The organism is Leclercia sp. TB492 (assembly GCF_049974505.2).
GTDB lineage: Bacteria > Pseudomonadota > Gammaproteobacteria > Enterobacterales > Enterobacteriaceae > Enterobacter > Enterobacter adecarboxylatus_C.
On sequence record NZ_CM127572.1, the window covers coordinates 1,065,754 to 1,091,044 of the forward strand.

General features: G+C 56.9%; 20 protein-coding genes and 1 other annotated feature. Of the genes, 15 read left to right on the forward strand and 5 right to left on the reverse strand.

The annotated features are described in order from the left end of the window. The first annotated feature begins 76 nt into the window (after positions 1-76). Positions 77-3,424 (forward strand): mechanosensitive channel MscK, encoded by a 3,348-nt coding sequence (gene mscK, locus ACP4QI_RS04930; RefSeq protein WP_142488467.1) that lies wholly within the window; start codon positions 77-79, stop codon positions 3,422-3,424. A gap of 30 nt (positions 3,425-3,454) precedes the next feature. Here mscK and rsmS read toward each other — a convergent pair whose 3' ends face one another. After that, positions 3,455-3,613 (reverse strand): pleiotropic regulatory protein RsmS, encoded by a 159-nt coding sequence (gene rsmS / locus ACP4QI_RS04935; protein WP_142488468.1) that lies wholly within the window; start codon positions 3,611-3,613, stop codon positions 3,455-3,457. Between the two features lie 12 nt (positions 3,614-3,625). Further along, positions 3,626-4,153, reverse strand: coding sequence for a primosomal replication protein N'' (priC, locus tag ACP4QI_RS04940; RefSeq protein WP_142488469.1), 528 nt, complete (start codon positions 4,151-4,153; stop codon positions 3,626-3,628). A gap of 50 nt (positions 4,154-4,203) precedes the next feature. Here priC and ACP4QI_RS04945 point away from each other — a divergent pair, with 50 nt between their 5' ends. The 9 genes from ACP4QI_RS04945 (at position 4,204) to ACP4QI_RS04985 (ending at position 13,599) form a co-directional block, all read left to right on the forward strand. Then, entirely contained in the window at positions 4,204-4,581 is a 378-nt protein-coding gene (locus tag ACP4QI_RS04945; protein ID WP_426495133.1) for a DUF454 family protein, read from the forward strand. Positions 4,582-4,733: 152 nt separating this feature from the next. Beyond that, a complete protein-coding gene (apt, locus tag ACP4QI_RS04950; RefSeq protein WP_142488471.1) occupies positions 4,734-5,285 on the forward strand; it encodes an adenine phosphoribosyltransferase in 552 nt (183 codons plus the stop codon). 88 nt (positions 5,286-5,373) lie between these two features. Continuing rightward, positions 5,374-7,308, forward strand: a complete 1,935-nt coding sequence (gene dnaX / locus ACP4QI_RS04955) for a DNA polymerase III subunit gamma/tau (protein WP_285111497.1) — start codon at positions 5,374-5,376, stop codon at positions 7,306-7,308. After that, positions 6,638-6,702, forward strand: a sequence feature (DnaX frameshifting element). It overlaps the preceding gene by 65 nt. A 53-nt stretch (positions 7,309-7,361) precedes the next feature. Continuing rightward, complete coding sequence (locus ACP4QI_RS04960) at positions 7,362-7,694, forward strand: YbaB/EbfC family nucleoid-associated protein (RefSeq protein ID WP_032616874.1); 333 nt, start codon at positions 7,362-7,364, stop codon at positions 7,692-7,694. After that, entirely contained in the window at positions 7,694-8,299 is a 606-nt protein-coding gene (gene recR / locus ACP4QI_RS04965) for a recombination mediator RecR (protein WP_142488473.1), read from the forward strand. Before ACP4QI_RS04960 ends, recR begins: the two co-directional genes overlap by 1 nt. Before the next feature lie 111 nt (positions 8,300-8,410). Beyond that, complete coding sequence (htpG, locus tag ACP4QI_RS04970; protein ID WP_426495132.1) at positions 8,411-10,285, forward strand: molecular chaperone HtpG; 1,875 nt, start codon at positions 8,411-8,413, stop codon at positions 10,283-10,285. Between the two features lie 215 nt (positions 10,286-10,500). After that, positions 10,501-11,145, forward strand: coding sequence for an adenylate kinase (gene adk, locus ACP4QI_RS04975; protein ID WP_106992193.1), 645 nt, complete (start codon positions 10,501-10,503; stop codon positions 11,143-11,145). A 124-nt stretch (positions 11,146-11,269) separates the two neighbouring features. Next, on the forward strand, positions 11,270-12,232 hold the full coding sequence (gene hemH, locus ACP4QI_RS04980; protein WP_142488475.1) for a ferrochelatase: 963 nt from the start codon (positions 11,270-11,272) through the stop codon (positions 12,230-12,232). Positions 12,233-12,294: 62 nt separating this feature from the next. Next, positions 12,295-13,599, forward strand: a complete 1,305-nt coding sequence (locus ACP4QI_RS04985; RefSeq protein ID WP_156265068.1) for an inosine/guanosine kinase — start codon at positions 12,295-12,297, stop codon at positions 13,597-13,599. Between the two features lie 76 nt (positions 13,600-13,675). Here ACP4QI_RS04985 and ybaL read toward each other — a convergent pair whose 3' ends face one another. Together ybaL and ACP4QI_RS04995 are read right to left on the reverse strand one after the other, a co-directional pair. Beyond that, positions 13,676-15,352, reverse strand: a complete 1,677-nt coding sequence (gene ybaL, locus ACP4QI_RS04990; RefSeq protein WP_285111498.1) for a YbaL family putative K(+) efflux transporter — start codon at positions 15,350-15,352, stop codon at positions 13,676-13,678. Positions 15,353-15,586: 234 nt separating this feature from the next. After that, positions 15,587-16,792: an MFS transporter gene (locus ACP4QI_RS04995; protein ID WP_426495131.1), complete on the reverse strand. Its 1,206-nt coding sequence runs from the start codon at positions 16,790-16,792 to the stop codon at positions 15,587-15,589. A gap of 163 nt (positions 16,793-16,955) precedes the next feature. Here ACP4QI_RS04995 and ushA point away from each other — a divergent pair, with 163 nt between their 5' ends. Continuing rightward, a complete protein-coding gene (gene ushA / locus ACP4QI_RS05000; RefSeq protein ID WP_426495130.1) occupies positions 16,956-18,608 on the forward strand; it encodes a bifunctional UDP-sugar hydrolase/5'-nucleotidase UshA in 1,653 nt (550 codons plus the stop codon). Positions 18,609-18,650: 42 nt separating this feature from the next. Here ushA and ACP4QI_RS05005 read toward each other — a convergent pair whose 3' ends face one another. Next, a complete protein-coding gene (locus ACP4QI_RS05005) occupies positions 18,651-18,983 on the reverse strand; it encodes a tRNA-binding protein (RefSeq protein WP_142488480.1) in 333 nt (110 codons plus the stop codon). A 137-nt stretch (positions 18,984-19,120) separates the two neighbouring features. Between ACP4QI_RS05005 and ebgR the strand changes: the two genes are divergently transcribed. From ebgR to ACP4QI_RS05025, 4 genes are all read left to right on the forward strand, one after another. Continuing rightward, positions 19,121-20,104: a transcriptional regulator EbgR gene (gene ebgR, locus ACP4QI_RS05010; RefSeq protein WP_285128623.1), complete on the forward strand. Its 984-nt coding sequence runs from the start codon at positions 19,121-19,123 to the stop codon at positions 20,102-20,104. A 144-nt stretch (positions 20,105-20,248) separates the two neighbouring features. After that, positions 20,249-23,332: a beta-galactosidase subunit alpha gene (ebgA, locus tag ACP4QI_RS05015; protein WP_426495129.1), complete on the forward strand. Its 3,084-nt coding sequence runs from the start codon at positions 20,249-20,251 to the stop codon at positions 23,330-23,332. After that, entirely contained in the window at positions 23,329-23,778 is a 450-nt protein-coding gene (locus ACP4QI_RS05020; protein ID WP_285128625.1) for a beta-galactosidase subunit beta, read from the forward strand. The genes ebgA and ACP4QI_RS05020 overlap by 4 nt, the downstream gene beginning before the upstream one ends. Before the next feature lie 55 nt (positions 23,779-23,833). After that, positions 23,834-25,270, forward strand: coding sequence for an amino acid permease (locus tag ACP4QI_RS05025; RefSeq protein WP_142488484.1), 1,437 nt, complete (start codon positions 23,834-23,836; stop codon positions 25,268-25,270). Positions 25,271-25,291: the final 21 nt, after the last annotated feature.

A 25,291-nucleotide genomic window follows, 5' to 3' on the forward strand; every position in this document is an offset into this window, starting at 1 on the left:
TATTTTGCACCCGATTGCCGTGATATTCTTCACGCCGGTCTTTTTTCGTCATTCATCACACGAATTACACATAACTATGTTGCACTACACACGCAAACAGCATCCTCTCCTGGCATTTATTCTGGTTTTCTTTTTCGCATTGATGGCTTCACCGGCTGCGTTGGCGCGTGCCGATAATAGCAACGACACGCCAACGCGGGCAGATATCCAGAGCCAGCTTGATGCCCTGAGCAAACAGAAAGAGCTCACTCCGCAGGACAAGCTGGTTCAGCAGGATCTGACGGAAACCCTGGAGACCGTCGACAAGCTCGAGCGGGTCAAAGCCGAAACCACGCAGTTACGCCAGAAGGTGGCTCAGGCACCGGAAACGATGCGCAAGGCGACCGAGAGCCTCAACGCGCTGGGCGATGTCGATAACGATGCGGAAACCCGCAAAACACTGGCGACCCTGTCCCTGCGTCAGCTGGAACTGCGCGTGGCGCAACTGCTCGACGATTTACAAACTGCGCAAAGCGATCTCGCCACCTACAATAGCCAGCTGGTATCTCTGCAAACTCAGCCGGAGCGCGTGCAGAATGCGATGTACACCGCGTCTCAGCAGCTGCAGCAGATCCGCAATCGTCTGAACGGGACTTCCGCGGGTGAGGCGGCGTTACGTCCCACGCAGCAAACGTTACTGCTGGCGCAGCAGCAGCTGCTGAATGCGCAGATTGAACAGCAGCGTAAGAGTCTGGAAGGCAACACCGTGCTGCAGGATACCCTGCAAAAACAGCGCGACTATGTCACCGCCAACATCAACCGTCTGGAGCATCAGCTGCAGCTGTTGCAGGAGGCGGTCAACAGCAAGCGACTGACCCTGACGGAGAAAACCGCGCAGGAGGCCGTTAACCCGGACGAAACCGCGCGTATCCAGGAAAATCCGCTGGTGAAGCAGGAGCTGGATATGAACCATCAGCTCAGCCAGCGTTTGATTACCGCCACCGAAAACGGTAACTCACTGGTTCAGCAGAACATCAAAGTCAAAAACTGGCTGGATCGTGCCCTGCAGTCTGAACGCAACATCAAAGAGCAGATTGCCGTCCTGAAAGGCAGTCTGCTGCTGTCGCGTATCCTTTATCAGCAACAGCAGACCTTACCTTCCGCCGATGAGCTGGAGGATATGACCAACCGCATTGCGGATCTGCGCCTGGAACAGTTTGAGGTCAACCAGCAGCGCGACGCCCTGTTCCAGAGCGATGCCTTTGTTGCGAAAGTGGAAGAGGGGCACAGCAGCGAGGTGAATGGTGAAGTTCACGATGCGCTGCTGCAGGTCGTGGATATGCGCCGCGAGCTGCTCGACCAGCTGAATAAACAGCTGGGCAATCAGCTGATGATGGCCATTAACCTGCAGATCAACCAGCAGCAGCTGGTGAGCGTCTCCAAAAGCCTGCAGGAGATCCTCACCCAGCAGATCTTCTGGGTAAACAGCAACAAGCCGATGGACTGGGACTGGATCAAATCCTTCCCGGGTATGCTGAAAGACCAGATTAAAGGGATGAAAATTACCGTTAACTGGGAAAAAGCCGGTCCGGCGGTGGCCTTTGCCTTCCTGGCGGGCCTGCCGCTGTTGCTGATTGCCGGGTTAATCCGCTGGCGTCTCGGCTGGCTGAAAAAGTACCAGGCGAAGCTGGCGAATGAAGTGGGGCAGTTGCGTAATGACAGCCAGCTTCATACGCCGAAAGCCATTCTAATCGATCTGATCCGCGCCCTGCCGGTCTGCCTGTTGATTCTGGCTGCGGGGCTGATCCTGCTCACCATGCAGCTCAACGTCAGCGATCTGCTGTGGGCCTTCAGTAAAAAACTGGCGCTGTTCTGGCTAGTGTTTGGCCTGTGCTGGAAAGTGCTGGAGAAAGACGGCGTGGCGGTAAGCCACTTCAATATGCCTGCCCAGCTCACCAGCCACTGGCGACGCCAGATTGTGCGCATTAGCCTGGCGCTGTTGCCGCTGCACTTCTGGTCGGTGGTGGCGGAACTCTCCCCACTGCATCTGATGGACGACGTGCTGGGTCAGTTCGTCATTCTGCTGAATCTGCTGCTGATCAGCGTCCTGATGTGGCCGATGTGCCGTGACAGCTGGCGCGATAAAGAGTCGCACGCTATCCGCCTGGCGACGGTCACCGTGCTGTCCATTATCCCGCTGGCGCTGATGGTGCTGACGGCCACCGGCTATTTCTATACCACCCTGCGTCTGTCGGGTCGCTGGATTGAAACCGTCTATCTGGTGATCCTCTGGAACCTGCTGTACCAGACCGTCCTGCGCGGGCTGAGCGTTGCCGCTCGTCGCATCGCCTATCGCCGCGCCCTGGCGCGTCGGCAGAATATGGTGAAAGAGGGGGCGGAAGGCGCTGAGCCGCAGGAGGAGCCGACCATCGCTCTGGAGCAGGTGAACCAGCAGACGCTGCGTATCACCATGCTGGTGATGATCGCCCTGTTCGGCGTGATGTTCTGGGCCATCTGGTCTGATTTAATCACCGTCTTTGCCTATCTCGACAGCATTACCCTGTGGCACTACAACGGCACCGAAGCGGGTGCGGCGGTGGTGAAAAACGTCACCATGGGCAGCCTGCTGTTTGCGCTGGTCTCGTCGATGGTGGCCTGGGCCTTGATCCGCAACCTGCCTGGCCTGCTGGAAGTGCTGGTGCTCTCGCGCCTGAATATGCGCCAGGGGGCCTCGTACGCCATCACCACCATCCTCAACTATGTGATTCTGGTAGCCGGGGCGATGACCGTCTTCGGTTCGCTCGGGGTTTCGTGGGATAAACTGCAGTGGCTGGCGGCGGCCCTGTCGGTCGGTCTCGGGTTCGGTTTGCAGGAGATCTTCGGTAACTTCGTTTCGGGTCTGATTATCCTGTTCGAACGTCCGGTGCGTATTGGCGATACCGTGACTATCGGCACCTTCTCGGGAACCGTCAGCAAGATCCGTATCCGTGCGACCACCATCACCGACTTCGATCGCAAAGAGGTGATTATCCCGAATAAAGCCTTCGTGACCGAGCGGTTGATCAACTGGTCGCTCTCCGACACCATCACCCGCGTGGTGATCCGTCTGGGCGTAGCCTACGGCTCCGATCTGGATGCGGTGAAAAAAGTGCTGCTGAAAGCGGCGATGGACCACCCGAAAGTGATGCACGATCCGGAGCCAGCCGTGTTCTTCACCACCTTCGGGCCGAGCACGCTGGATCATGAACTGCGTCTGTACGTACGTGAACTGCGTGACCGCAGCTACACGGTTGATGAACTGAACCGCACCATCGAGCGTCTGTGCCGGGAAAATAACATCAACATCGCGTTCAACCAGCTTGAAGTGCATCTGCGCAACGAGAAGGGTGACGAACATACGGAAGTGAAACGTGAAGTGAAGGGTGATGACCCGACGCCGGCGTAACATTACCCCTTGATCTGGCCCTCTCCCTTTTCAGGGAGAGGGCAGGGGAGAGGGGATTTTCCCCTCAAAATCCCGCTTCACAATCTCCAGCGCCTTCAGCACCGTCTCGGCCGGGATCGCATGATTCTCCAGCAACATGATCAGATCCACGGCCAGCTTTATTTCATCGGGGGCGTTTTCCAGTGACACACACTACTCCTGTTAACGGGTCAGACGCGCAATCACGCGCTCAATATCATCCAGTGCCTTACGACAGCGTTCCAGCCGCCCCTCCAGCGCGGTAATTTCGCGCATCAGCATCTGCTGCTCTTCCAGCGTTTCGGCCTGGTTCAGCCGCGTCTCGCGTTCAGACTTCATCTCACACAGCCGCCGCTCAAACTCCTGATGCTCCAGGCGCTTGCGCTGCCATTTTGTCGCTCCCGCAGAAGGGCTGTCCCAGACCCGTAAAGGCCAGGCGGCGATCTCCCGGTGCAGGGCGGCGATCTGTTCCGCCAGATGGGTAGCCAGCCAGTTGACCTGCTCCGTTTGCGCTTTCTCCACCGCGTGACCCAGCTCATCCAGATTGTGCTGGGCTTCATCCAGATAATCTTTAATGAGGGTGCTGCGGGTGCGGAACAGCTGCCGGTCAAAACGCGGCTTCAGGGTGGCGTGCTGCATCAGAGGGGCGGCCTGGGTTCGCAGGGCCGTCAGCTGATTTTGCAGCGTCTGTAAAAGCAAGGCTGTTTTCAATCCGCTCTCCAGTGGTACAGTAGCCGTTCAGTTTGATAACGATTCGCATTATGCAGCGTACTATTTTAATCATCATTGGCTGGCTTGCGGTAGTGCTCGGCACGCTGGGCGTCGTTTTACCCCTTCTGCCGACCACGCCCTTTATATTGCTGGCGGCCTGGTGCTTCGCCCGCTCCTCGCCGCGTTTTCACCACTGGCTACTGTACCGCTCATGGTTTGGCGGCTATCTGCGCCACTGGCAACAGTACCGTGCCATGCCGCCCGGGACCAAGCCGCGGGCTATTGCGGTGATCCTCGTGACCTTCGCCTTCTCATTATGGATGGTAAAAATCATGTGGGTGCGGATCCTGCTGCTGGCGATCCTCTCTTGCCTGCTGATTTTCATGTGGCGGATCCCCGTAGTTGATGAAAAGCAACAAAAGCAATAATCCGCTGACTGGCTGTTGCAATTCTTGTGCGCAGCCAGTAAATTCGACCGTTTTCGAGCACGGGCACGCCTGGTCAAAGGTTAAACAATTGTTACTTTGACCAATACTCTATCCGCTCCGTGAGTAACACCGTTTTCATCAGGCATCCATTTATGACCGCAACTGCGCAGCAGCTTGAATACCTTAAAAACAGCATCAAAAGCATCCAGGACTATCCGAAGCCTGGCATTCTTTTCCGTGATGTCACCAGCTTGCTGGAAGACCCGAAAGCGTATGCGCTCAGCATTGAACTGCTGGTCGAGCGTTATAAAAACGCCGGGATCACCAAAGTTGTCGGCACCGAAGCCCGCGGCTTCCTGTTTGGCGCTCCGGTAGCGCTGGCAATGGGCGTTGGTTTTGTGCCGGTGCGTAAGCCGCGCAAACTGCCGCGTGAAACCATCGCCGAGAGCTACGAGCTGGAGTACGGCACCGATCAGCTTGAGATCCACATTGATGCGATCAAGCCTGGCGACAAAGTGCTGGTGGTTGACGATCTGCTGGCAACCGGCGGCACCATTGAGGCGACCGTGAAGCTGATCCGTCGTCTGGGTGGCGAAGTGACCGATGCGGCCTTCATCATCAACCTGTTCGATCTGGGTGGCGAACAGCGCCTGGATAAACAGGGCATCACCAGCTACAGCCTCGTGCCTTTCCCGGGACATTAATCCCCCGCCCGCAACCTCGCCCAACGGGTGAGGTTGTGTTAGCATTACCCCCCTGAATATCCACCTTCCAGCGTTGCAGAGCCTGCCCATGAGTTATCAGGTGTTAGCCCGTAAATGGCGACCCCAAACCTTTGCTGACGTTGTCGGCCAGGAACATGTGCTGACCGCCCTGGCGAACGGCTTATCGCTAGGACGTATCCATCACGCCTATCTTTTTTCCGGCACCCGTGGCGTCGGTAAAACCTCTATCGCCCGTTTGCTGGCGAAAGGCCTCAACTGCGAAAGCGGGATCACCGCCACGCCGTGCGGCGTGTGCGATAACTGCCGTGAAATCGAGCAGGGGCGCTTTGTCGATCTGATTGAGATCGATGCCGCCTCGCGCACCAAAGTCGAAGATACCCGCGATCTGCTGGATAACGTCCAGTACGCCCCGGCGCGTGGCCGCTTCAAGGTCTATCTGATCGATGAAGTGCACATGCTGTCGCGCCACAGCTTTAACGCCCTGCTGAAGACGCTGGAAGAGCCGCCTGCACATGTCAAATTCCTGCTGGCGACCACCGATCCGCAAAAACTGCCGGTGACCATCTTATCCCGCTGCCTGCAGTTCCATCTGAAGGCGCTGGACGTCGGGCAGATCCGCGATCAGCTCGAACATATTCTGAATGAAGAGCAGGTGGCGCACGAACCGCGTGCCCTGCAGCTGTTGGCGCGTGCCGCCGACGGCAGCCTGCGCGATGCTCTCAGTCTCACCGATCAGGCGATTGCCAGCGGCGACGGACAGCTGACCACGCTTGCGGTCAGCACCATGCTCGGCACCCTGGACGACGATCAGGCCCTGTCGCTGATTGAGGCGGTGGTCGAGGCCAACGGCGAGCGGGTGATGGCGCTGATTAACGCCTCGGCGTCACGCGGCATCGAGTGGGAAGCCCTGCTGGTTGAGATGCTCAGCCTGCTGCACCGCATTGCGATGGTGCAGCTCTCCCCGGCGGCGCTGGGTCCGGACATGGCCGCGATTGAACAGCGGATGCGCGAACTGGCGCGAACCATTCCGCCGACGGACGTGCAGCTCTACTATCAGACCCTGTTAATCGGCCGTAAAGAGCTGCCGTTTGCCCCCGACCGACGTATGGGGGTTGAAATGACCCTGTTGCGCGCGCTGGCGTTCCATCCGCGCATGCCTCTGCCGGAGCCCGAGGTGCAGCAGCCGTCGTTTGCGCCAGTCGCGCCAACGGCAGTGCTCACGCCGCCGCAGGTGCCCGCGCAGCAGAGTGCGCCTCCACCGCCGCGCCACGATGCGCCGCTGTCGGATGCCACCAGTTCGGTGCTCGCCGCCCGCAGTCAGTTGCAACGCGCGCAGGGAGCAACCAAACCAAAAAAGAGTGAACCGGCAGCGCCTGCAAGAGCGCGGCCGGTAAATAACGCCGCGCTTGAACGTCTGGCCTCGGTCTCGGATCGCGTACAGTCGCGTTCTGCCTCGGCCACGCCTGAGCCGCAGGCTCCGGCGAAGAAAGAGGCCTATCGCTGGAAAGCCACCACCGTCGTCGAAGAAGTGAAGGTGGAGGTCGCCACGCCGAAGGCGCTGAAAAAGGCGCTGGAGCATGAGAAGACGCCGGAGCTGGCTGCCAAGCTGGCCGGGGAGTCCCTTGAGCGTGATGCCTGGGCGGCAGAGGTCAGTCAGCTGAAGCTGCCCAAGCTGGTGGAGCAGGTTGCCCTGAACGCCTGGCGTGAACAGGACGGCAACCGGGTCTGCCTGCATCTGCGGCCGGGCCAGCGTCACCTGAACTCGGCGAGCGCGCAACAGGTGCTGACTGAGGCACTCTCCACATTACAGGGCGCGCCGGTTGAATTGACCATCATTGAAGATGATAATCCGGCGGTGCGAACGCCGCTGGAGTGGCGCCAGGCCATTTATGAAGAGAAACTCGCGCAGGCGCGTGAGTCGATTATCGCGGATAATAACATTCAGACCCTGCAGCGTTACTTTGATGCAGAACTGGATGAAGAGAGTATTCGACCCATTTGATCGTGAGTCTGACTTACGGTTGTTATCTTTAACGTGAAAGAAGAGAGAAGCCTATGTTTGGTGGTAAAGGCGGTCTGGGTGGTCTGATGAAGCAGGCCCAGCAGATGCAGGAAAAAATGCAGAAGATGCAGGAAGAGATCGCGCAGATGGAAGTCACCGGCGAATCGGGCGCAGGTCTGGTCAAAGTGACCATCAACGGCGCACATAACTGCCGTCGCGTGGAGATCGACCCAAGCCTGCTCGAAGACGACAAAGATATGCTGGAAGATCTGGTCGCCGCTGCATTCAACGATGCTGCGCGCCGTATCGACGAAACCCAGAAAGAGAAAATGGCTTCTGTATCCTCCGGAATGCAGCTGCCACCGGGCTTTAAGATGCCATTCTGATGCAAACCAGTCCGCTGCTCACGCAGTTAATGGAAGCGCTACGCTGCCTGCCGGGCGTAGGCCCTAAGTCAGCGCAGCGCATGGCGTTTACCCTGCTGCAGCGCGATCGCAGCGGCGGCATGCGTCTGGCGCAGGCCCTGACCCGCGCCATGTCAGAAATCGGTCACTGTGCGGACTGCCGCACCTTTACCGAGCAGGAGGTGTGTAACATCTGCGCCAATCCGCGCCGCCAGGAAAACGGTCAGATCTGCGTGGTGGAGAGTCCTGCGGACATCTACGCCATCGAACAGACCGGGCAGTTTTCCGGCCGCTATTTTGTGCTGATGGGCCACCTGTCGCCGCTGGACGGTATCGGGCCGGATGATATCGGTCTGGACCGTTTAGAACAGCGTCTGAAATCGGAAACGATTTCTGAGGTGATCCTCGCCACCAACCCAACGGTGGAAGGGGAGGCGACCGCCAACTACATCGCCGAGCTGTGCGCCGAGTCCGGCGTGGACGCCAGCCGTATCGCGCATGGCGTTCCGGTGGGCGGCGAGCTGGAGATGGTGGACGGCACCACGCTGTCACACTCTCTGGCCGGACGTCACAAGATTATTTTCTGACCAAACGGAGGCTGCACCTGTGGCCTCCGCTTGAAAACCTTCTCGCTTATCCCCATCTCTCCCTCAACGCTTTTAAACCCCATTAAATGGCATTGTTGAGGTCGACTTAGTATGAAAGGACAAGAAACCCGCGGTTTCCAGTCAGAAGTAAAACAACTTCTGCACCTGATGATCCATTCTCTTTATTCCAATAAAGAAATCTTCCTGCGCGAGCTTATCTCTAACGCCTCTGATGCGGCAGACAAGCTGCGTTTCCGCGCGCTGTCGAAGCCAGAGCTGTATGAAGGTGACGGCGAACTGCGCGTGCGCGTCTCGTTTGATAAAGAGAACCGCACCCTGACCATCGCGGACAACGGCATCGGCATGACCCGCGATGAAGCCATTGACCACCTCGGCACCATCGCCAAATCCGGCACCAAAGCCTTCCTGCAGTCGATGGGTTCCGATCAGGCGAAAGACAGCCAACTGATCGGCCAGTTCGGCGTCGGCTTCTACTCGGCGTTCATCGTGGCGGATAAAGTCACCGTGCGCACCCGTGCGGCAGGCGAAAGCGCTGAAAGCGGCGTGTTCTGGGAATCCCACGGCGAAGGCGAATACACCGTGGCGGATATCACCAAAGCCGATCGCGGGACCGAGATCACCCTGCACCTGCGCGAAGGGGAAGACGATTTCCTCAACGACTGGCGCGTGCGCTCTATCATCAGCAAATACTCTGACCATATCGCCCTGCCGGTAGAGATCGAAAAACAGGAAGAGCAGGACGGCGAAACCGTTATTTCCTGGGAGAAGATCAACAAGGCGCAGGCGCTGTGGACGCGCAACAAGTCTGAGATCAAAGACGAAGAGTACACCGAGTTCTATAAACACATCGCCCACGACTTTACCGATCCGCTGACCTGGAGCCACAACCGCGTGGAAGGGAAGCAGGAGTACACCAGCCTGCTCTATATCCCGGCGCAGGCGCCATGGGATATGTGGAACCGCGATCACAAGCACGGCCTGAAGCTGTACGTCCAGCGCGTATTCATCATGGACGAAGCCGAGCAGTTCATGCCGAACTACCTGCGCTTTGTGCGTGGTCTGATAGACTCCAACGACCTGCCGCTGAACGTCTCCCGTGAGATCCTGCAGGACAGTACCGTGACCCGCAACCTGCGTACTGCGCTGAGCAAACGTGCCCTGCAGATGCTGGACAAGCTGGCGAAAGACGACGCGGAAAAATACCAGACCTTCTGGAAACAGTTCGGCCTGGTGCTGAAAGAGGGCCCGGCGGAAGATTCATCTAACGTGGAAGCTATTGCCAAACTGCTGCGCTTTGCCTCCACCCATAACGACTCCTCCGAGCAGACCGTGTCGCTGGAAGAGTACATCTCCCGCATGAAGGAAGGGCAGGAGAAAATCTACTACATCACCGCCGACAGCTATGCCGCGGCGAAGAGCAGCCCGCACCTGGAGCTGCTGCGTAAGAAAGGCATCGAAGTGCTGCTGCTTTCCGATCGCATTGATGAGTGGATGATGAACTACCTGACCGAGTTCAGCGGCAAAGCGTTCCAGTCCGTTGCCAAAGCCGATGAGTCTATCGACAAGCTGGCTGACGAAGTGGACGAAACCGCCAAAGAGGCGGAAAAAGCGCTGGAGCCTTTCGTTGAGCGCGTGAAGACCCATCTGGGCGATCGCGTGAAAGAGGTGCGTTTCACTCACCGTCTGACCGATACCCCGGCCATCGTCACCACCGAAGCCGACGAGATGAGCACCCAGATGGCGAAGCTGTTCGCCGCTGCGGGCCAGAGCGTACCGGAAGTGAAGTACATCTTTGAGCTGAACCCGGATCACGCCCTGGTGAAACGTGCGGCCGAGACGCAGGACGACGCCCGCTTTGCCGAGTGGGTTGAACTGCTGCTGGATCAGTCCCTGCTGGCCGAGCGCGGCACGCTGGAAGATCCAAACCAGTTCATCAAGCGCGTGAATGCGTTGCTGCTGGCTTAATTTCCCCTCACCCCGGCCCTCTCCCACAGGGAGAGGGTGAAAAAGTTCCCTCTCCCTGTGGGAGAGGGGTAGGGTGAGGGCAACAGCCCGCACCCTCTAATAAATTCCCCTCATTAACCGTTTCAGCCTCCCCGCCTTCCTTGAGCCACATCCGTTCTGATGGTATTGTTTAGCGCTTTTGAAAAATTGAACCAACTTTTGAGGGGATTTTCGCAATGCGTATTATTCTGCTTGGCGCTCCGGGCGCGGGTAAAGGAACTCAGGCTCAGTTCATCATGGAGAAATACGGTATTCCGCAAATCTCTACCGGTGACATGCTGCGTGCCGCTGTTAAATCTGGCTCCGAGCTGGGCAAACAGGCGAAAGATATTATGGACGCCGGCAAACTGGTAACCGATGAGCTGGTGATCGCTCTGGTTAAAGAACGCATTACTCAGGAAGATTGCCGCAACGGTTTCCTGCTGGACGGCTTCCCGCGTACCATTCCTCAGGCTGATGCCATGAAAGAAGCGGGCATCAACGTGGACTACGTGCTGGAGTTCGACGTACCGGACGAGCTGATCGTTGACCGTATCATCGGTCGTCGCGTACACGCCGCTTCCGGCCGCGTTTACCACATCAAATTCAACCCGCCTAAGGTTGAAGGCAAAGACGACGTGACCGGCGAAGAGCTGACCACCCGCAAAGACGATCAGGAAGAGACCGTGCGTAAGCGTCTGGTGGAATACCATCAGATGACCGCGCCGCTGATCGGCTACTACTCCAAAGAAGCGCAGGCGGGTAACACTAAATACGCCAAAGTCGACGGCACTAAGCCTGTCGCTGAAGTGCGTGCAGAGCTGGAAAAGATCCTCGGCTAATCGCACCTCTCTCACCCGGGTCCCCGGGTGAGAAAAATTCTCATCTTACCTCTTACTGCAATTGGTTCCGTTTACGCACTTTTCAGATACACTTATCAGCCTGTTAAAAGGTTATGAGGCGTGAATGAGTCAGGCGAAAACCGGCATCCTGCTTGCCAATCTAGGTACCCCCGAAGCCCCAACCCCCGCAGCGGTCAGCCGTTATCTGCGCCAGTTTCTGAGCGATACGCGCGTTGTGGATACCCCGCGCCTGCTGTGGTGGCCCTTGCTGCGCGGCGTGATCCTGCCGATCCGTTCGCCACGCGTGGCAAAACTCTATCAGTCCGTCTGGATGGAAGAGGGTTCGCCGCTGATGGTCTACAGCCGTCGTCAGGAGAAAGCCCTCGCCGCCCGCCTGCCGGATACGCCGGTCGCGCTCGGGATGAGCTACGGTAAACCGTCGCTGGAAAGCGCCGTTACGGAACTGCTGGCGCAGGGCGTGGACCATATCGTGGTGCTGGCGCTCTATCCGCAATACTCCTGCTCCACCGTAGCCGCCGTCTGGGACGAGCTGGCGCGCATTCTGGCAACCCGTCGCCGCATTCCTTCGGTGACCTTTATTCGCGACTACGCGGATAACGACATGTATATCAATGCCCTTGCCAGCAGCGCGCGCGCGTCCTTTGCAAAACACGGCGAGCCGGATCTGCTCCTGCTCTCCTATCACGGTATTCCGCAGCGATTTGCCGATGAAGGGGATGACTATCCCCAGCGCTGTCGCGATACCACGCGTGAGCTGGTTTCCGCGCTCGGCCTGCCGCCAGAGAAGGTGATGATGACCTTCCAGTCGCGCTTTGGCCGCGAGCCATGGTTGACCCCCTATACCGACGAAACCCTCAAAATGCTGGGCGAGAAGGGCGTGAAGCATATCCAGGTGATGTCGCCGGGCTTTGCGGCAGACTGTCTGGAGACGCTGGAAGAGATCGCGGTGCAAAACCGGGAGTTCTTCCTCGAAGCGGGCGGGGAAAAGTACGAGTACATTCCGGCGCTGAACGACGATCCTGAACACATCGAGATGATGGTCTCCCTGGTGACCAACAGCCGCTAATCGCACTCCGGGCCGGGTTTGTGCTACCATTTCCGGCCCATCCGTCACTCGTAGCCCTGAACATGAAATTTCCCGGTAAACGCAAATCCAAACACTACTTTCCCGTTAACGCCCGCGACCCGCTGTTGCAGCAAATTCAGCCGGAAAATGAGACCAACGCCGCCTGGGTGGTGGGTATCGATCAGACGCTGGTGGATATCGAAGCAAAAGTGGACGATGCGTTTGTCGCGCGTTACGGGCTGAGCGCCGGGCACTCGCTGGTTATCGAAGACGATGTGGCGGAAGCGCTGTATCAGGAGCTGGTGCGGGACAACCTGATCACCCATCAGTTTGCCGGTGGTACCATCGGCAACACCATGCACAACTACTCCGTGCTGGCCGATGACCGCTCCGTTCTGCTGGGCGTGATGTGCAGCAACATCGAAATTGGCAGTTACGCCTACCGCTATCTCTGCAATACCTCCAGCCGTACCGATCTGAACTACCTCCAGGGCGTGGACGGGGCGATTGGTCGCTGCTTTACGCTGATCGGTGAATCCGGCGAGCGGACCTTCGCCATCAGCCCGGGACACATGAACAAGCTGCGGGCAGAAAGCATCCCGGAAGAGGTGATTGCCGGAGCGTCGGCGCTGGTGCTGACCTCCTATCTGGTGCGCTGCAAGCCGGGCGAGCCGATGCCGGAAGCGACCATGAAGGCGGTGGAGTATGCGAAGAAATACAACGTGCCGGTGGTCCTGACCCTCGGCACCAAATTCGTTATCGCCGATAACCCCGAGTGGTGGCAGGCGTTCCTGAAAGAGCATGTCTCGATTCTGGCGATGAATGAAGAAGAGGCCGAAGCCCTGACCGGGGAGAGCGATCCGCTCCTGGCGTCCGACAAGGCGCTGGACTGGGTCGATCTGGTGCTTTGTACCGCCGGGCCGGTAGGCTTGTATATGGCCGGCTTTACCGAAGAAGAGGCGAAGCGCAAAACCCAGCATCCGCTGCTGCCGGGGGCGATTGCCGAATTCAACCAGTTTGAATTCAGCCGCGCCATGCGCCACAAAGATTGCGTCAACCCGCTGCGTATCTTCTCGCATATCGCCCCGTACATGGGCGGGCCGGAGAAGATCATGAACACCAACGGCGCAGGCGACGGCGCGCTGGCGGCGCTGCTGCACGATATCACCGCGAACGCCTTCCACCGCACCAACGTGCCGAACTCCAGTAAACACAAGTTTTCCTGGCTGACCTACTCGTCGCTGGCTCAGGTATGTAAGTACGCGAACCGCGTCAGTTATCAGGTGCTGAACCAGCACTCTCCGCGCTTAACGCGCGGCCTGCCGGAGCGGGAAGATAGCCTGGAAGAGTCTTACTGGGATCGATAGCAGAATTCCCCGGCGGCGTTGCGCCTGCCGGGGCGACAACCAGGCCTGCTAAGCGAAGCGCCAGCAGGCTTTTTTTTTACCCCGTCACCGCCACTTCAACCGGCGGTTTCTCCAGCAGCGACAGCATGGTATTGGCAATCTCACGCTCGCCCATCACCACCTGATTTGCGCCACGCTCCATGATGTATTCCACTTCGTCGTCGTAATGCGCCCGGGCGATAATCTCCAGGTGCGGATATTTTTCGCGGGCGGAAACCACAATCTCACCGGCTTCATAACCATTCGGGATAGTCAGCAGCAGCCAGCGCGCGCAGTCCAGATGCGCCAGGTTCATGATCTCTTCGTTCGCCGCATTGCCCAGCACCGCACGGATCCCGCGCTCGCGCAGCTCGTCCACGCGGGTACGGGAGGTCTCAATCACCACCAGCGGAATACCCTGGGCCAGCAGCTTCTCACCCAGCAGACTGCCGACACGGCCAAAGCCGACCAGCAGGGCATGGTTGCAGATATCCACCGGGATCTGTTTCTCTTCTTCCGTCGCCTCTTCCAGGGTCTGCTCTTCGAGGGTTTCGGTCTTCTCGAGGTATTTTTCCAGCAGCGCGAACAGCACCGGGTTGAGCATAATCGAGAGGATTGCCCCCGCCAGCACCAGGTTTTGTCCGGCCTGCGGCAGCAGATCCAGCGCCATGCCTAACCCGGCCAGGATAAAGGCAAACTCGCCGATCTGCGCGAGGCTGGCGGCGATGGTCAGGGCGGTACGCGGCGAGTGGCCGAACAGGCGCACCAGGAAGAACGCGGCAACCGACTTACCAAAGATGATGATCGCCAGGGTGCCCAGCACCGCCAGCGGCTGCTCAATCAGGATCATCGGGTTAAACAGCATCCCTACCGAGACGAAGAACAGCACCGCAAAGGCATCGCGCAGGGGCAGGGTATCGTGCGCGGCACGGTGGCTCAGCTCAGATTCGTTCAGCACCATCCCGGCGAAGAAGGCACCCAGAGCGAAGGAGACATCAAACAGCTCAACGGCGCCAAAGGCGATACCCAGCGCCAGGGCCAGTACCGCAAGGGTAAACAGCTCGCGGGAGCCGGTAGCGGCGCTGCGGGAGAGGATCCACGGCACCAGGCGGCGGCCCACCAGCATCATGATGGCGATAAAGGCCACCACTTTACCGATGGTGATACTCATATCCAGCGCCAGCGAGGCAAAGCCGACGTTATCTTTTTCGAGCATTCCGGCGACCGCAGGCAGCAGCACCAGAGTTAACACCATCACCAGATCTTCAACAATCAGCCAGCCAATGGCGATCTGCCCTCGCTGGCTGTCAATCAGCTGTCTCTCTTCAAGCGCGCGCAGCAGCACCACGGTACTGGCGGTGGAAAGACAGAGACCAAACACGATACCGGTCATCAGCGGCCAGCCCAGCATCGCTGAAAGCGCCATACCCAGCAACGTCGCCACGGCTATCTGGGCGATCGCGCCGGGAATGGCGATCGACTTTACCGCCATCAAATCCTTCAGGGAGAAATGCAAACCAACACCGAACATCAGCAGGATCACGCCAAGCTCCGCCAGCTCCGGGGCAAGTTTAGTATCAGCAACAAAACCTGGGGTAAAAGGACCGGCTAACACGCCAGCTAATAAATAGCCCACCAGAGGCGAAATGCGAAGTTTGTTGGCAAGCATGCCGAGTATAAATGCGAGAACAAGTCCACCGACAATGGTGGTGATAAGCGGTGTGGCGTGATGCATTCCGTCTCCTTTCGTTGCTGAGTTAATCCATTTTTGGTCCAGAAACCAAAAAGCCGAGTAATAGTTTATGACAAATTTAATGATTATGTTTATGAATAATTATTGAAATTTGCGTAAAACAGCAATAAGGGTTAAACGAAAGCAGAACAGGGCGATTTTCAAGAGGCTGTGCTAAGAAAGGCTTATGGCAGTAGGGAAGGTTGCGGCCAAACCTGGAGTTTAGCCGCAGATAAATCAGGCTTTATGCCGGTTATCAGGCAGGAATATAGTCAACATCCCGAGAAGTGGCAGGAAAGCACAGATTTTGTAGACCAAAAAGATGCTGGTATGGTCCGCAATCAGCCCTAACACGGCTGCGCCAAGGCCGCCCATCCCAAAGGCAAATCCAAAAAACAGCCCGGAAACCATGCCGATACGCCCCGGAAGCAGCTCCTGGGCATAGACCAGAATGGCCGAAAACGCCGAAGCGAGGATAAAACCAATGATCACGGTTAAAACACCCGTCCACCACAGGGTTGCATAGGGCAAAATAAGCGTGAAAGGCGCTACGCCGAGGATAGAGCCCCAAATCACATATTTACGCCCAATTTTGTCGCCTAATGGCCCGCCAATAAACGTCCCTGCGGCCACCGCAAACAGGAAGGCGAAGAGGTGGAACTGGGCGTTTTGTACCGATAATCCGAATTTTTCCATCAGATAAAAGGTGTAATAGCTGCTGATGCTAGCCATATAGAAATATTTCGAGAAAATCAGCATCAGCAGGATGCTGACGGCCAGAATGACCTTGTTACGCGGCAGGGGATTTATCACCGGCGTTTTTGGTTTACCCTTATTGACCTGATGCTGGGCGGCATACCAGCGGCTGATCTGCGCCAGTACCACAATCGCCAACAGCGCGGCGAGCACAAACCAGGCCACGTTGCCTTTACCGTACGGGGCGATAATCACCGCCGCCAGCAGTGGGCCGAGGGAGCTGCCAAAGTTACCGCCCACCTGGAACAGCGACTGCGCCAGCCCGTGACGGCCACCGGAGGCCATACGCGCCACGCGGGACGACTCGGGGTGGAAGACCGACGAGCCGGTTCCCACCAGCGCAGCCGCCACTAATACGCCCTCGAAGCTGCCCGCCATCGCCAGCAGGATCAGGCCGCTCAGGGTAAAGCACATGCCAATCGGCAGCGACCACGGCATCGGATATTTATCCGTCCAGTAGCCCACTACCGGTTGCAGCAGCGAAGAGGCCAGCTGGAAGGTGAGGGTGATCATGCCGATCTGTACGAAGGTAAGGGAGAATTCCGACTGTAATAACGGATAGATCGCCAGAATAAGCGACTGGATCATATCGTTAAGCAGATGCGAAAGACTGATTGCGCCGAGAATACCAAATGAGGTGCGAGCCTTAGCAGCCGACACCGGTGGAGTAGATTCACTGATTGCCATAAATACCACGTCGATTGTTATAGGAAATGCAGGATGTAATTATTATCCGACTAACATACCTTTCCCCGACATTTGAGGAAAGTCGCAATTCTGAAAACAAAGTTGTCTATTCTGCTTACTCGCTGTAATTTTTGCCTTTGTCTATGGATCAGGGAGTGAAGAAATGAAGTTAATGAAGCGAGGCGTCGCGCTGGCAATCATCGCGGCGTGCGGTCTGTTAAGCCTGCCAGCCCAGGCCTGGGAACAGGATAAAACCTATAACATCACCATCCTGCATACCAACGATCATCATGGCCACTTCTGGCGCAGCGAATACGGCGAGTATGGCCTCTCGGCGCAAAAGACGCTGGTGGACGGGATCCGTAAAGAGGTGGCGGCGAAGGGCGGCAGCGTACTGTTGCTCTCCGGCGGCGATATTAATACCGGCGTGCCAGAATCGGATCTACAGGATGCGGAACCCGATTTCCGCGGCATGAATTTGATTGGCTACGATGCGATGGCCGTCGGTAACCACGAGTTTGATAATCCTATTGAAGTATTACGCCAGCAGGAGAAGTGGGCCAAATTCCCGTTCCTCTCCGCCAATATTTACCAGAAAAGTACCGGGGATCGTTTATTTAAGCCCTGGGCTATTTTCAAACGCCAGGATATTAAAATTGCCGTGGTGGGGCTGACCACCGACGACACGGCGAAAATTGGCAACCCGGAATATTTTACCGATATCGAATTCCGTAAACCGGCCGACGAAGCGAAGCTGGTGATCCAGGAATTACAGCATAATGAAAAGCCGGACGTGATTATCGCCACCACCCATATGGGTCATTACGATAATGGCGACCACGGCTCGAACGCCCCGGGCGATGTCGAGATGGCGCGCAGTCTGCCGGCGGGCTCGCTGGCGATGATTGTGGGCGGCCACTCTCAGGATCCGGTCTGTATGGCCTCGGAAAATAAAAAGCAGGTGGACTACGTGCCGGGCACGCCGTGCGCACCGGACAAGCAGAACGGGATCTGGATTGTGCAGGCCCATGAGTGGGGTAAATACGTAGGCCGCGCGGATTTCGAATTCCGCAACGGCGAGATGAAGCTGGTGCATTACCAGCTGATCCCGGTCAACCTGAAGAAGAAGGTGACCTACGATAACGGCCAGAGCGAGCGTGTTCTCTATACGCCGGAAATTGCGGAAAACCCGCAAATGCTCTCCCTGCTGTCGCCGTTCCAGAATAAAGGCAAGGCCCAGCTGGATGTGAAGATCGGCACGCTCTCCGGCAGGCTGGAAGGCGATCGCAGCAAGGTGCGCTTCGTGCAGACCAACATGGGCCATCTGGTGCTGGCGGCGCAGATGGCACGTACCAATGCCGATTTTGCGGTGATGAGCGGCGGCGGGATCCGCGATTCCATCGAAGGCGGTGATATCACCTATAAAGATGTGCTGAAGGTACAGCCGTTCGGCAACGTGCTGGTGTATGTCGATATGAGCGGCAAAGAGGTGACGGACTATTTGACCGCGGTAGCGCAGATGAAGCCTGACTCTGGCGCCTATCCACAGTTCGCCAATGTGAGTTTCGTGGCGAAGGGTGGGGCGCTCAACGACCTGAAGATCAAAGGTGAACCTGTTGATCCGGCTAAAACCTACCGGATGGCGACGTTAAGCTTTAACGCTACCGGTGGCGATGGCTATCCGCATATCGATGATAAACCGGGCTACGTGAATACTGGCTTTATCGACGCCGAGGTGCTGAAGCAGTACATCCAGCAGAACTCTCCGCTGGATGTGAACGCGTATGAACCGAAAGGTGAGGTGAGCTGGGAGTAACCACCATTAATGCCGGGTAGCGGCTACGCCTTACCCGGCTTTTTATACAACACGTACGCCCGCCGCCATCGCCCGCTCCGGCGTTAATAACACGCTTTCGCTGGCATCATCGGTTTCCGCGCAGAGCAACATGCATTCAGAGGTTTCGCCGCGCATCTTCGCTTTCGCCAGATTACACAGCACCACCACCGTTTTCCCCATCAACGCCTCTTCCCGGTAATACGGCACCAGGCTGGTGACGGTTTGCAGCGTCCTGCCGCCCACATCAATCTGCGCAATATAGAGTTTGTCTGCGTTAGCGTGGCGCTTAACGTCCACGATCGTTCCCACGCGGATCTCCAGCTTTGCAAAGTCATCGTAAGCTACCGTATCCATTCTCTCTCCTTGGTAAAATTTTACTAAATACTAGCACGGTATTTGCCGGAAGCAATGGGCAGTATATTTAGTAAAAACTGATGCATGTCCCGACTCATCCTTTACAATGGGTTATTACGTGGGGAATAAGGATAAACATGGCAACGCTCAAAGACATCGCGACGGAGGCTGGCGTCTCGCTGGCGACGGTATCCCGGGTTTTAAACGATGACCCAACGTTGAACGTAAAAGAAGAGACCAAACACCGCATTCTGGAGATTGCTGAAAAGCTGGAATATAAGAGCACAACGTCCCGCAAAATGCAGTCTGCCACTATGGGTCAGCAACACATCCTGGCACTCTATAGCTATCAGCAAGAGCTGGAGATTAACGATCCCTACTACCTTGCCATCCGCCACGGCATTGAGACGCAGTGTGAAAAGCTGGGCGTCGACCTGAGCAACTGTTACGCCAATGCCACCCTGCCTGAGATTAAAAAACTCACCGGCGTACTGATCGTTGGCAAGCCCTCCTCAGCGATTCGCCGTACCGCGATGGCCTTAACGGACAACGTCTGCTTTATCGATTTTCACGAGCCCGGCAGCCAGTACGATTCCGTCGATATTGACCTCTCGCGCATCAGCAAGCAGATCATTGATTTCTTTATTGATCAGGATGTTAAGCGCATTGGTTTTATCGGCGGAGAAGATGAGCCCGGCAAAGCCGATATCCGCGAAGCCGCTTTCGTGGAGTATGGCCGTTTGAAAGGGGTAGTGTCAGAGCAGGATATCTGGCGCGGCGGTTTTTCCAGCTCATCCGGATATGAACTGGCAAAAACCATGCTGACACAGGCAAGCTGGCCCGGCGCGCTGTTTGTCGCCTCTGATTCGATAGCCATCGGCGTATTGCGCGCTATTCATGAAAAAGGGCTGTCGATCCCCGAGGATATTTCACTCATCAGCGTGAACGATATCCCGACCGCCCGCTTCACCTTCCCGCCGCTCTCTACCGTGCGTATCCACTCGGAAATGATGGGCAGCCAAGGGGTTAACCTGCTGCTGGAAAAATCCCGCGATGGCCGGGCACTGCCGCTTCAGGTCTTCGTGCCGAGCGTGCTCAAACTGCGCGGTACTACCCGCTAATCCCCACGTTCAACACGCTGCCGGGCATGCCCGGCATTTTTTTTATTTGTGATCGAGTTAAAGCAAATCACCTTTACTGATTTTATTTAGTAAAATTTTTACTAAAATCCTCGGCAATGATGTTTACCCCTACAGGGAGATCGCATGAATCGCTGGGAAAATATTCAACTCACGCATGAGAACCGGCTCCCGCCGCGTGCGTATTTCTTCTCATATGACACCGTCGCGCAGGCTCGGACCTTTGCCCGCGAAGCCAGTAGCCACTTTTTATCACTCAGCGGCCAGTGGAATTTTCGTTTCTTCACGCATCCGCTGTATGTACCGGAAAGCTTCACTTCTGAGTATATGGCCGGCTGGGACGATATTACCGTGCCGGCCATGTGGCAGATGGAAGGCCACGGCCAGCTGCAGTACACCGACGAAGGCTTCCCCTTCCCGGTAGACGTTCCCCGGGTGCCTGCGGACAACCCCACCGGGGCGTATCAGCGCTACTTCACCCTGTCCGACACCTGGCAAAATAAGCAGACCCTCATCAAGTTTGACGGCGTCGAAACCTATTTCGAAGTTTATGTGAATGGTCAGTACATTGGCTTTAGCAAGGGCAGCAGGCTGACCGCCGAGTTTGATATCAGCCATGCGGTGCACAGCGGACAAAACCTGCTGTGCGTGCGGGTGATGCAGTGGGCGGATTCCACCTACATTGAAGATCAGGACATGTGGTGGACGGCCGGCATTTTCCGCGATGTTTATCTGGTCGGAAAAAATCCCGCTCACGTGCGCGATTTCACCCTCAAAACCACCTTCGACGAGGCGTATCAGGACGCCACCCTCTTCTGTCAGCTGGAGCTGGAAAACCTGGCCCCGCACGCATCAGCCGTGTCGCTGGAGTATGCCCTGTACGATGGCGAGGCGGTGCTCCACCAGGGCACGACCGACAGCCTGACCGTGACCCGCAGCGCGGAAACCGCCTTCAGCATTGAGGTCAAACGGCCTCAGCAGTGGTCTGCCGAATCGCCCTATCTCTACCATCTGGTGATGACGTTAAAAGACGCGGATGGGCAGACGCTGGAAGTTATCCCGCAGCGCATCGGTTTCCGGGACATCAAGGTGCGCGACGGTCTGTTCTACGTCAACAACCGCTACCTGAAGCTGCACGGAGTAAACCGTCACGATAACGATCATCAGAAGGGCCGCGCTGTGGGGATGGATCGCGTCGAGCGCGATCTGATCCTGATGAAGCAGCACAACATCAACTCGGTACGCACCGCCCACTACCCCAACGATCCGCGCTTCTATGAACTGTGCGACCTCTACGGCCTGTTCGTGATGGCGGAAACGGATGTGGAATCTCACGGCTTTGCCAACGTCGGCGATCTGAGCCGCATCACGGACGATCCGGTGTGGGAGCCGGTATATGTTGAGCGCATCGAGCGACATATCCACGCCCAGAAAAACCATCCTTCAATCATCATCTGGTCGCTTGGCAACGAGTCCGGCTACGGCTGTAATATCCGCGCCATGGCCCGGGCGGCAAAGGCGCTGGATGACACGCGCCTGCTGCACTACGAAGAAGATCGCGACGCCGAGGTGGTGGATATCATCTCTACCATGTACACCCGCGTGCCGCTGATGAATCTGTTCGGTGAGTATCCCCACGCTAAGCCACGCATCATCTGCGAATACGCCCATGCGATGGGCAACGGCCCTGGCGGCCTGACCGAGTATCAGAACGTCTTCGATCGCCACGACTGTATTCAGGGTCACTACGTCTGGGAGTGGTGCGACCACGGTATTCAGGCCACGGACGCCAGCGGCAATACGTATTACGCCTACGGCGGCGACTTTGGTGATTACCCGAATAACTATAACTTCTGCCTCGACGGGCTGATCTACTCGGATCAAACCCCGGGACCCGGGCTGCGCGAGTACAAACAGGTGATTGCCCCGGTCAAACTGCGCTGGCAGGGGGGCGAGCTGCACGTTGAAAACCGCCTCTGGTTTACCAGCCTGGATGATTACACCCTTCTCGTCGAGGTGCGTGCGGAAGGTGAAACGCGCTACAGCCAGCCGCTTCATATCACTGGTCTCGCACCCAACAGTGCGCGCAGCATGCCTCTGGACCTGCCCGAACCCGATGAACGCGAAACGTTCCTGACCGTGCGCATCAGCAAAAACAGCCGCACGCGCTACAGCGAAGCCGGGCACGAGATCGCGGTGTATCAGTTCCCGTTAAACGCGCGTACGGCTCACGCCACGCCGTTTATTAACGCCAACGCGACGCCGCTGTTGCTGGAAGAGGATCGCCTGAGCTGCAGCGTGGCCGGGCATAACTTCCGCGCCAGCTTCTCAAAAGTGACGGGAAAACTCTGCTCCTGGCAGGTTAACGGTGAGGAAAACATCACCCGCGAACCGAAGATTAACTTTTTCAAACCGATGATTGATAACCACAAGCAGGAGTATGAGGGACTGTGGCAACCCAACCACCTGCAGATCATGCAGGAGCATCTGCGCGGTTTCGAGGTTGAGCATCAGGACGATGCGGTCATCATCACGACCCGCAGCCTGATTGCCCCGCCGGTGTTTGATTTTGGTATGCGCTGCACCTATCGCTGGCGCATTGCCGCCGACGGGCAAATCAACGTGGAGCTGAGCGGTGAACGCTACGGCGATTACCCGCACATTATTCCGTGCATCGGCTTTACCCTCGGCATCAACGGCGAATTTGACCAGGTGAGCTATTACGGACGCGGGCCAGGAGAGAACTACCCGGACAGCCAGCAGGCCAGCACCATAGACCTGTGGCATACCACGGTGGATGAGATGTTTGAAAACTACCCGTTCCCGCAGAACAACGGTAACCGCCAGCAGGTGCGCTGGGCAACGCTTGCCAACCGCCACGGCAGCGGCCTGCTGGTGGTGCCTCAGCAACCCATTCACTTCAGCGCCTGGCACTACACGGCTGAGAACCTTCACGCCGCACAGCACTGCAACGAACTGCGGCGGTGCGAGGACATCACCCTCAATCTCGACCATCAGGTCCTGGGCTTAGGCTCCAATTCCTGGGGAAGCGAAGTGCTGGACAGCTGGCGCGTCTGGTTCAGACCGTTCCGCTACGGTTTCACCCTGCTCCCGCTGGAAGGCGGACAAACCGCCGCGCAGACGCTGGCGCGCCATCGGTTCGGCACCGGTTTCTTCTCCATGAATTCACACAGCGAGGCAGAAAAATGATCGTTCTGGATAGCCTGGAACAGTTCCAGCAGCTTTACCGTGCGGGCCGTAAATGGCAGCGCTGCGTAGAGGCCATCAACAATATCGACCACATCCAGCCCGGTGTTGCCCACTCGATTGGCGATTCGCTGGCCTACCGCGTGACCCGTGATGCCAGCACCGACGCGCTGTTCGTCGGTCACCGCCGCTATTTCGAGGTGCATTACTACCTGCAGGGGGGGCAAAAAATTGAGTATGCCGCAAAAGAAGCCCTTCAGCTTGTGGAGTGCTACCGCGATGAAACCGACCGCGAATACCTGAAAGGTGTGGGTCATACCGAACAGGTGCGCGAGGGGCATGTCGTGATTTGTGAGAATCATGAGGCGTATCGCTTTATCAGTGATACGCCGGCAAAAAAAGTCGTCCTCTATGTGACCGTCGAAGACGGTTATTTCCATAACAAATAATAATCCAGCGGTGCCAGTGAAGCACCGCTCTCCTCCTCGTACCCGGAGAAATATTATGTCTGGAACCACTAAGCGTAATACCATCGGCAAATTCGGCCTGCTGTCGCTGACCTTTGCCGCCGTATTCAGTTTTAACAACGTGATTAATAACAATATCGAGCTGGGGCTTGCCTCCGCGCCGATGTTCTTTTTAGCCACCTTGTTCTACTTCATTCCTTTCTGCTTAATTATCGCGGAGTTTGTCTCCCTGAATAAAAACTCCGAAGCAGGCGTGTACGCCTGGGTGAAAAGTTCGCTGGGTGGGCGCTGGGCGTTTATTACTGCCTACACCTACTGGTTCGTGAACCTGTTCTTCTTCACCTCGTTATTACCGCGCGTCATTGCGTACGCCTCTTACGCCTTTTTGGGATATGAGTACATTCTTACGCCGTTTGCCACTACGGTACTGAGCATGGTGCTGTTTGCCTTCTCGACCTGGGTGTCTACCAACGGGGCGAAGATGCTGGGGCCGATCACGTCTGTGACCTCTACGCTCATGCTGTTGTTGACCCTCTCCTATATTTTGCTGGCAGGTGCCGCGCTCATGGGCGGCGTACAGCCAGCCGACCCGATTACCGTTGACGCGATGATCCCTGACTTCAACTGGGCCTTCCTCGGTATTACCACCTGGATATTCATGGCTGCGGGGGGCGCAGAGTCCGTTGCGGTATACGTTAACGACGTTAAGGGCGGCTCAAAATCCTTCGTTAAGGTGATCATTCTGGCGGGGATTTTCATCGGCGTGCTTTACTCCATCTCCTCGGTGCTGATTAACGTCTTTATCAGCAGTAAGGAGCTGAAGTTTACCGGCGGCTCGGTGCAGGTGTTCCACGGTCTGGCGGTATGGTTTGGCCTGCCGGAAGTGCTGATGAACCGCTTTGTCGGCCTGGTCTCCTTTACCGCGATGTTCGGCTCCCTGCTGATGTGGACGGCCACCCCGGTCAAAATCTTCTTCTCTGAAATCCCGAGCGGCATTTTTGGGCCAAAAACCGTGGCGCTGAACGAGAACGGCGTCCCGGCGCGGGCGGCGTGGATCCAGTATTTGATCGTCATTCCGTTAATGATTATCCCAACCATGGGATCGAATACCGCGCAGGACCTGATGAACACCGTCATCAACATGACCGCCGCTGCCTCAATGCTGCCGCCGCTGTTCATCATGCTGGCTTACCTGAATCTGCGCCGCAAGCTCGATCATCTTCCGCGCGATTTCAAAATGGGCTCACGCACCACGGGTATTGTGGTGGTGTCGATGCTGATTGTGATTTTTGCCATCGGCTTTGTGGCTTCAACTTTCCCTACCGGTGCCAATATTATGACGATTATTTTCTATAACGTCGGTGGCATTGTTTTATTCCTCGGCTTTGCCTGGTGGAAATACAGCAAATACGTCAGGGGATTATCAAAAGAACAACAACAAATAGAAGCGTCACCTGCCTCAAATATTCATTAACACTGAAAATGTGAATATTTT

Coding starts and splice junctions, on each gene's coding strand:
- ybaL (WP_285111498.1), bottom strand. CDS start 15,352: ATGCATCACGCCACACCGCTTATCACCACCATTGTCGGTGGACTTGTT.
- ebgR (WP_285128623.1), top strand. CDS start 19,121: ATGGCAACGCTCAAAGACATCGCGACGGAGGCTGGCGTCTCGCTGGCG.
- ACP4QI_RS04995 (WP_426495131.1), bottom strand. CDS start 16,792: ATGGCAATCAGTGAATCTACTCCACCGGTGTCGGCTGCTAAGGCTCGC.
- ACP4QI_RS05005 (WP_142488480.1), bottom strand. CDS start 18,983: ATGGATACGGTAGCTTACGATGACTTTGCAAAGCTGGAGATCCGCGTG.
- htpG (WP_426495132.1), top strand. CDS start 8,411: ATGAAAGGACAAGAAACCCGCGGTTTCCAGTCAGAAGTAAAACAACTT.
- recR (WP_142488473.1), top strand. CDS start 7,694: ATGCAAACCAGTCCGCTGCTCACGCAGTTAATGGAAGCGCTACGCTGC.
- ACP4QI_RS05020 (WP_285128625.1), top strand. CDS start 23,329: ATGATCGTTCTGGATAGCCTGGAACAGTTCCAGCAGCTTTACCGTGCG.
- dnaX (WP_285111497.1), top strand. CDS start 5,374: ATGAGTTATCAGGTGTTAGCCCGTAAATGGCGACCCCAAACCTTTGCT.
- adk (WP_106992193.1), top strand. CDS start 10,501: ATGCGTATTATTCTGCTTGGCGCTCCGGGCGCGGGTAAAGGAACTCAG.
- ACP4QI_RS05025 (WP_142488484.1), top strand. CDS start 23,834: ATGTCTGGAACCACTAAGCGTAATACCATCGGCAAATTCGGCCTGCTG.
- apt (WP_142488471.1), top strand. CDS start 4,734: ATGACCGCAACTGCGCAGCAGCTTGAATACCTTAAAAACAGCATCAAA.
- ACP4QI_RS04945 (WP_426495133.1), top strand. CDS start 4,204: ATGCAGCGTACTATTTTAATCATCATTGGCTGGCTTGCGGTAGTGCTC.
- ushA (WP_426495130.1), top strand. CDS start 16,956: ATGAAGTTAATGAAGCGAGGCGTCGCGCTGGCAATCATCGCGGCGTGC.
- ACP4QI_RS04960 (WP_032616874.1), top strand. CDS start 7,362: ATGTTTGGTGGTAAAGGCGGTCTGGGTGGTCTGATGAAGCAGGCCCAG.
- ebgA (WP_426495129.1), top strand. CDS start 20,249: ATGAATCGCTGGGAAAATATTCAACTCACGCATGAGAACCGGCTCCCG.
- mscK (WP_142488467.1), top strand. CDS start 77: ATGTTGCACTACACACGCAAACAGCATCCTCTCCTGGCATTTATTCTG.
- ACP4QI_RS04985 (WP_156265068.1), top strand. CDS start 12,295: ATGAAATTTCCCGGTAAACGCAAATCCAAACACTACTTTCCCGTTAAC.
- hemH (WP_142488475.1), top strand. CDS start 11,270: ATGAGTCAGGCGAAAACCGGCATCCTGCTTGCCAATCTAGGTACCCCC.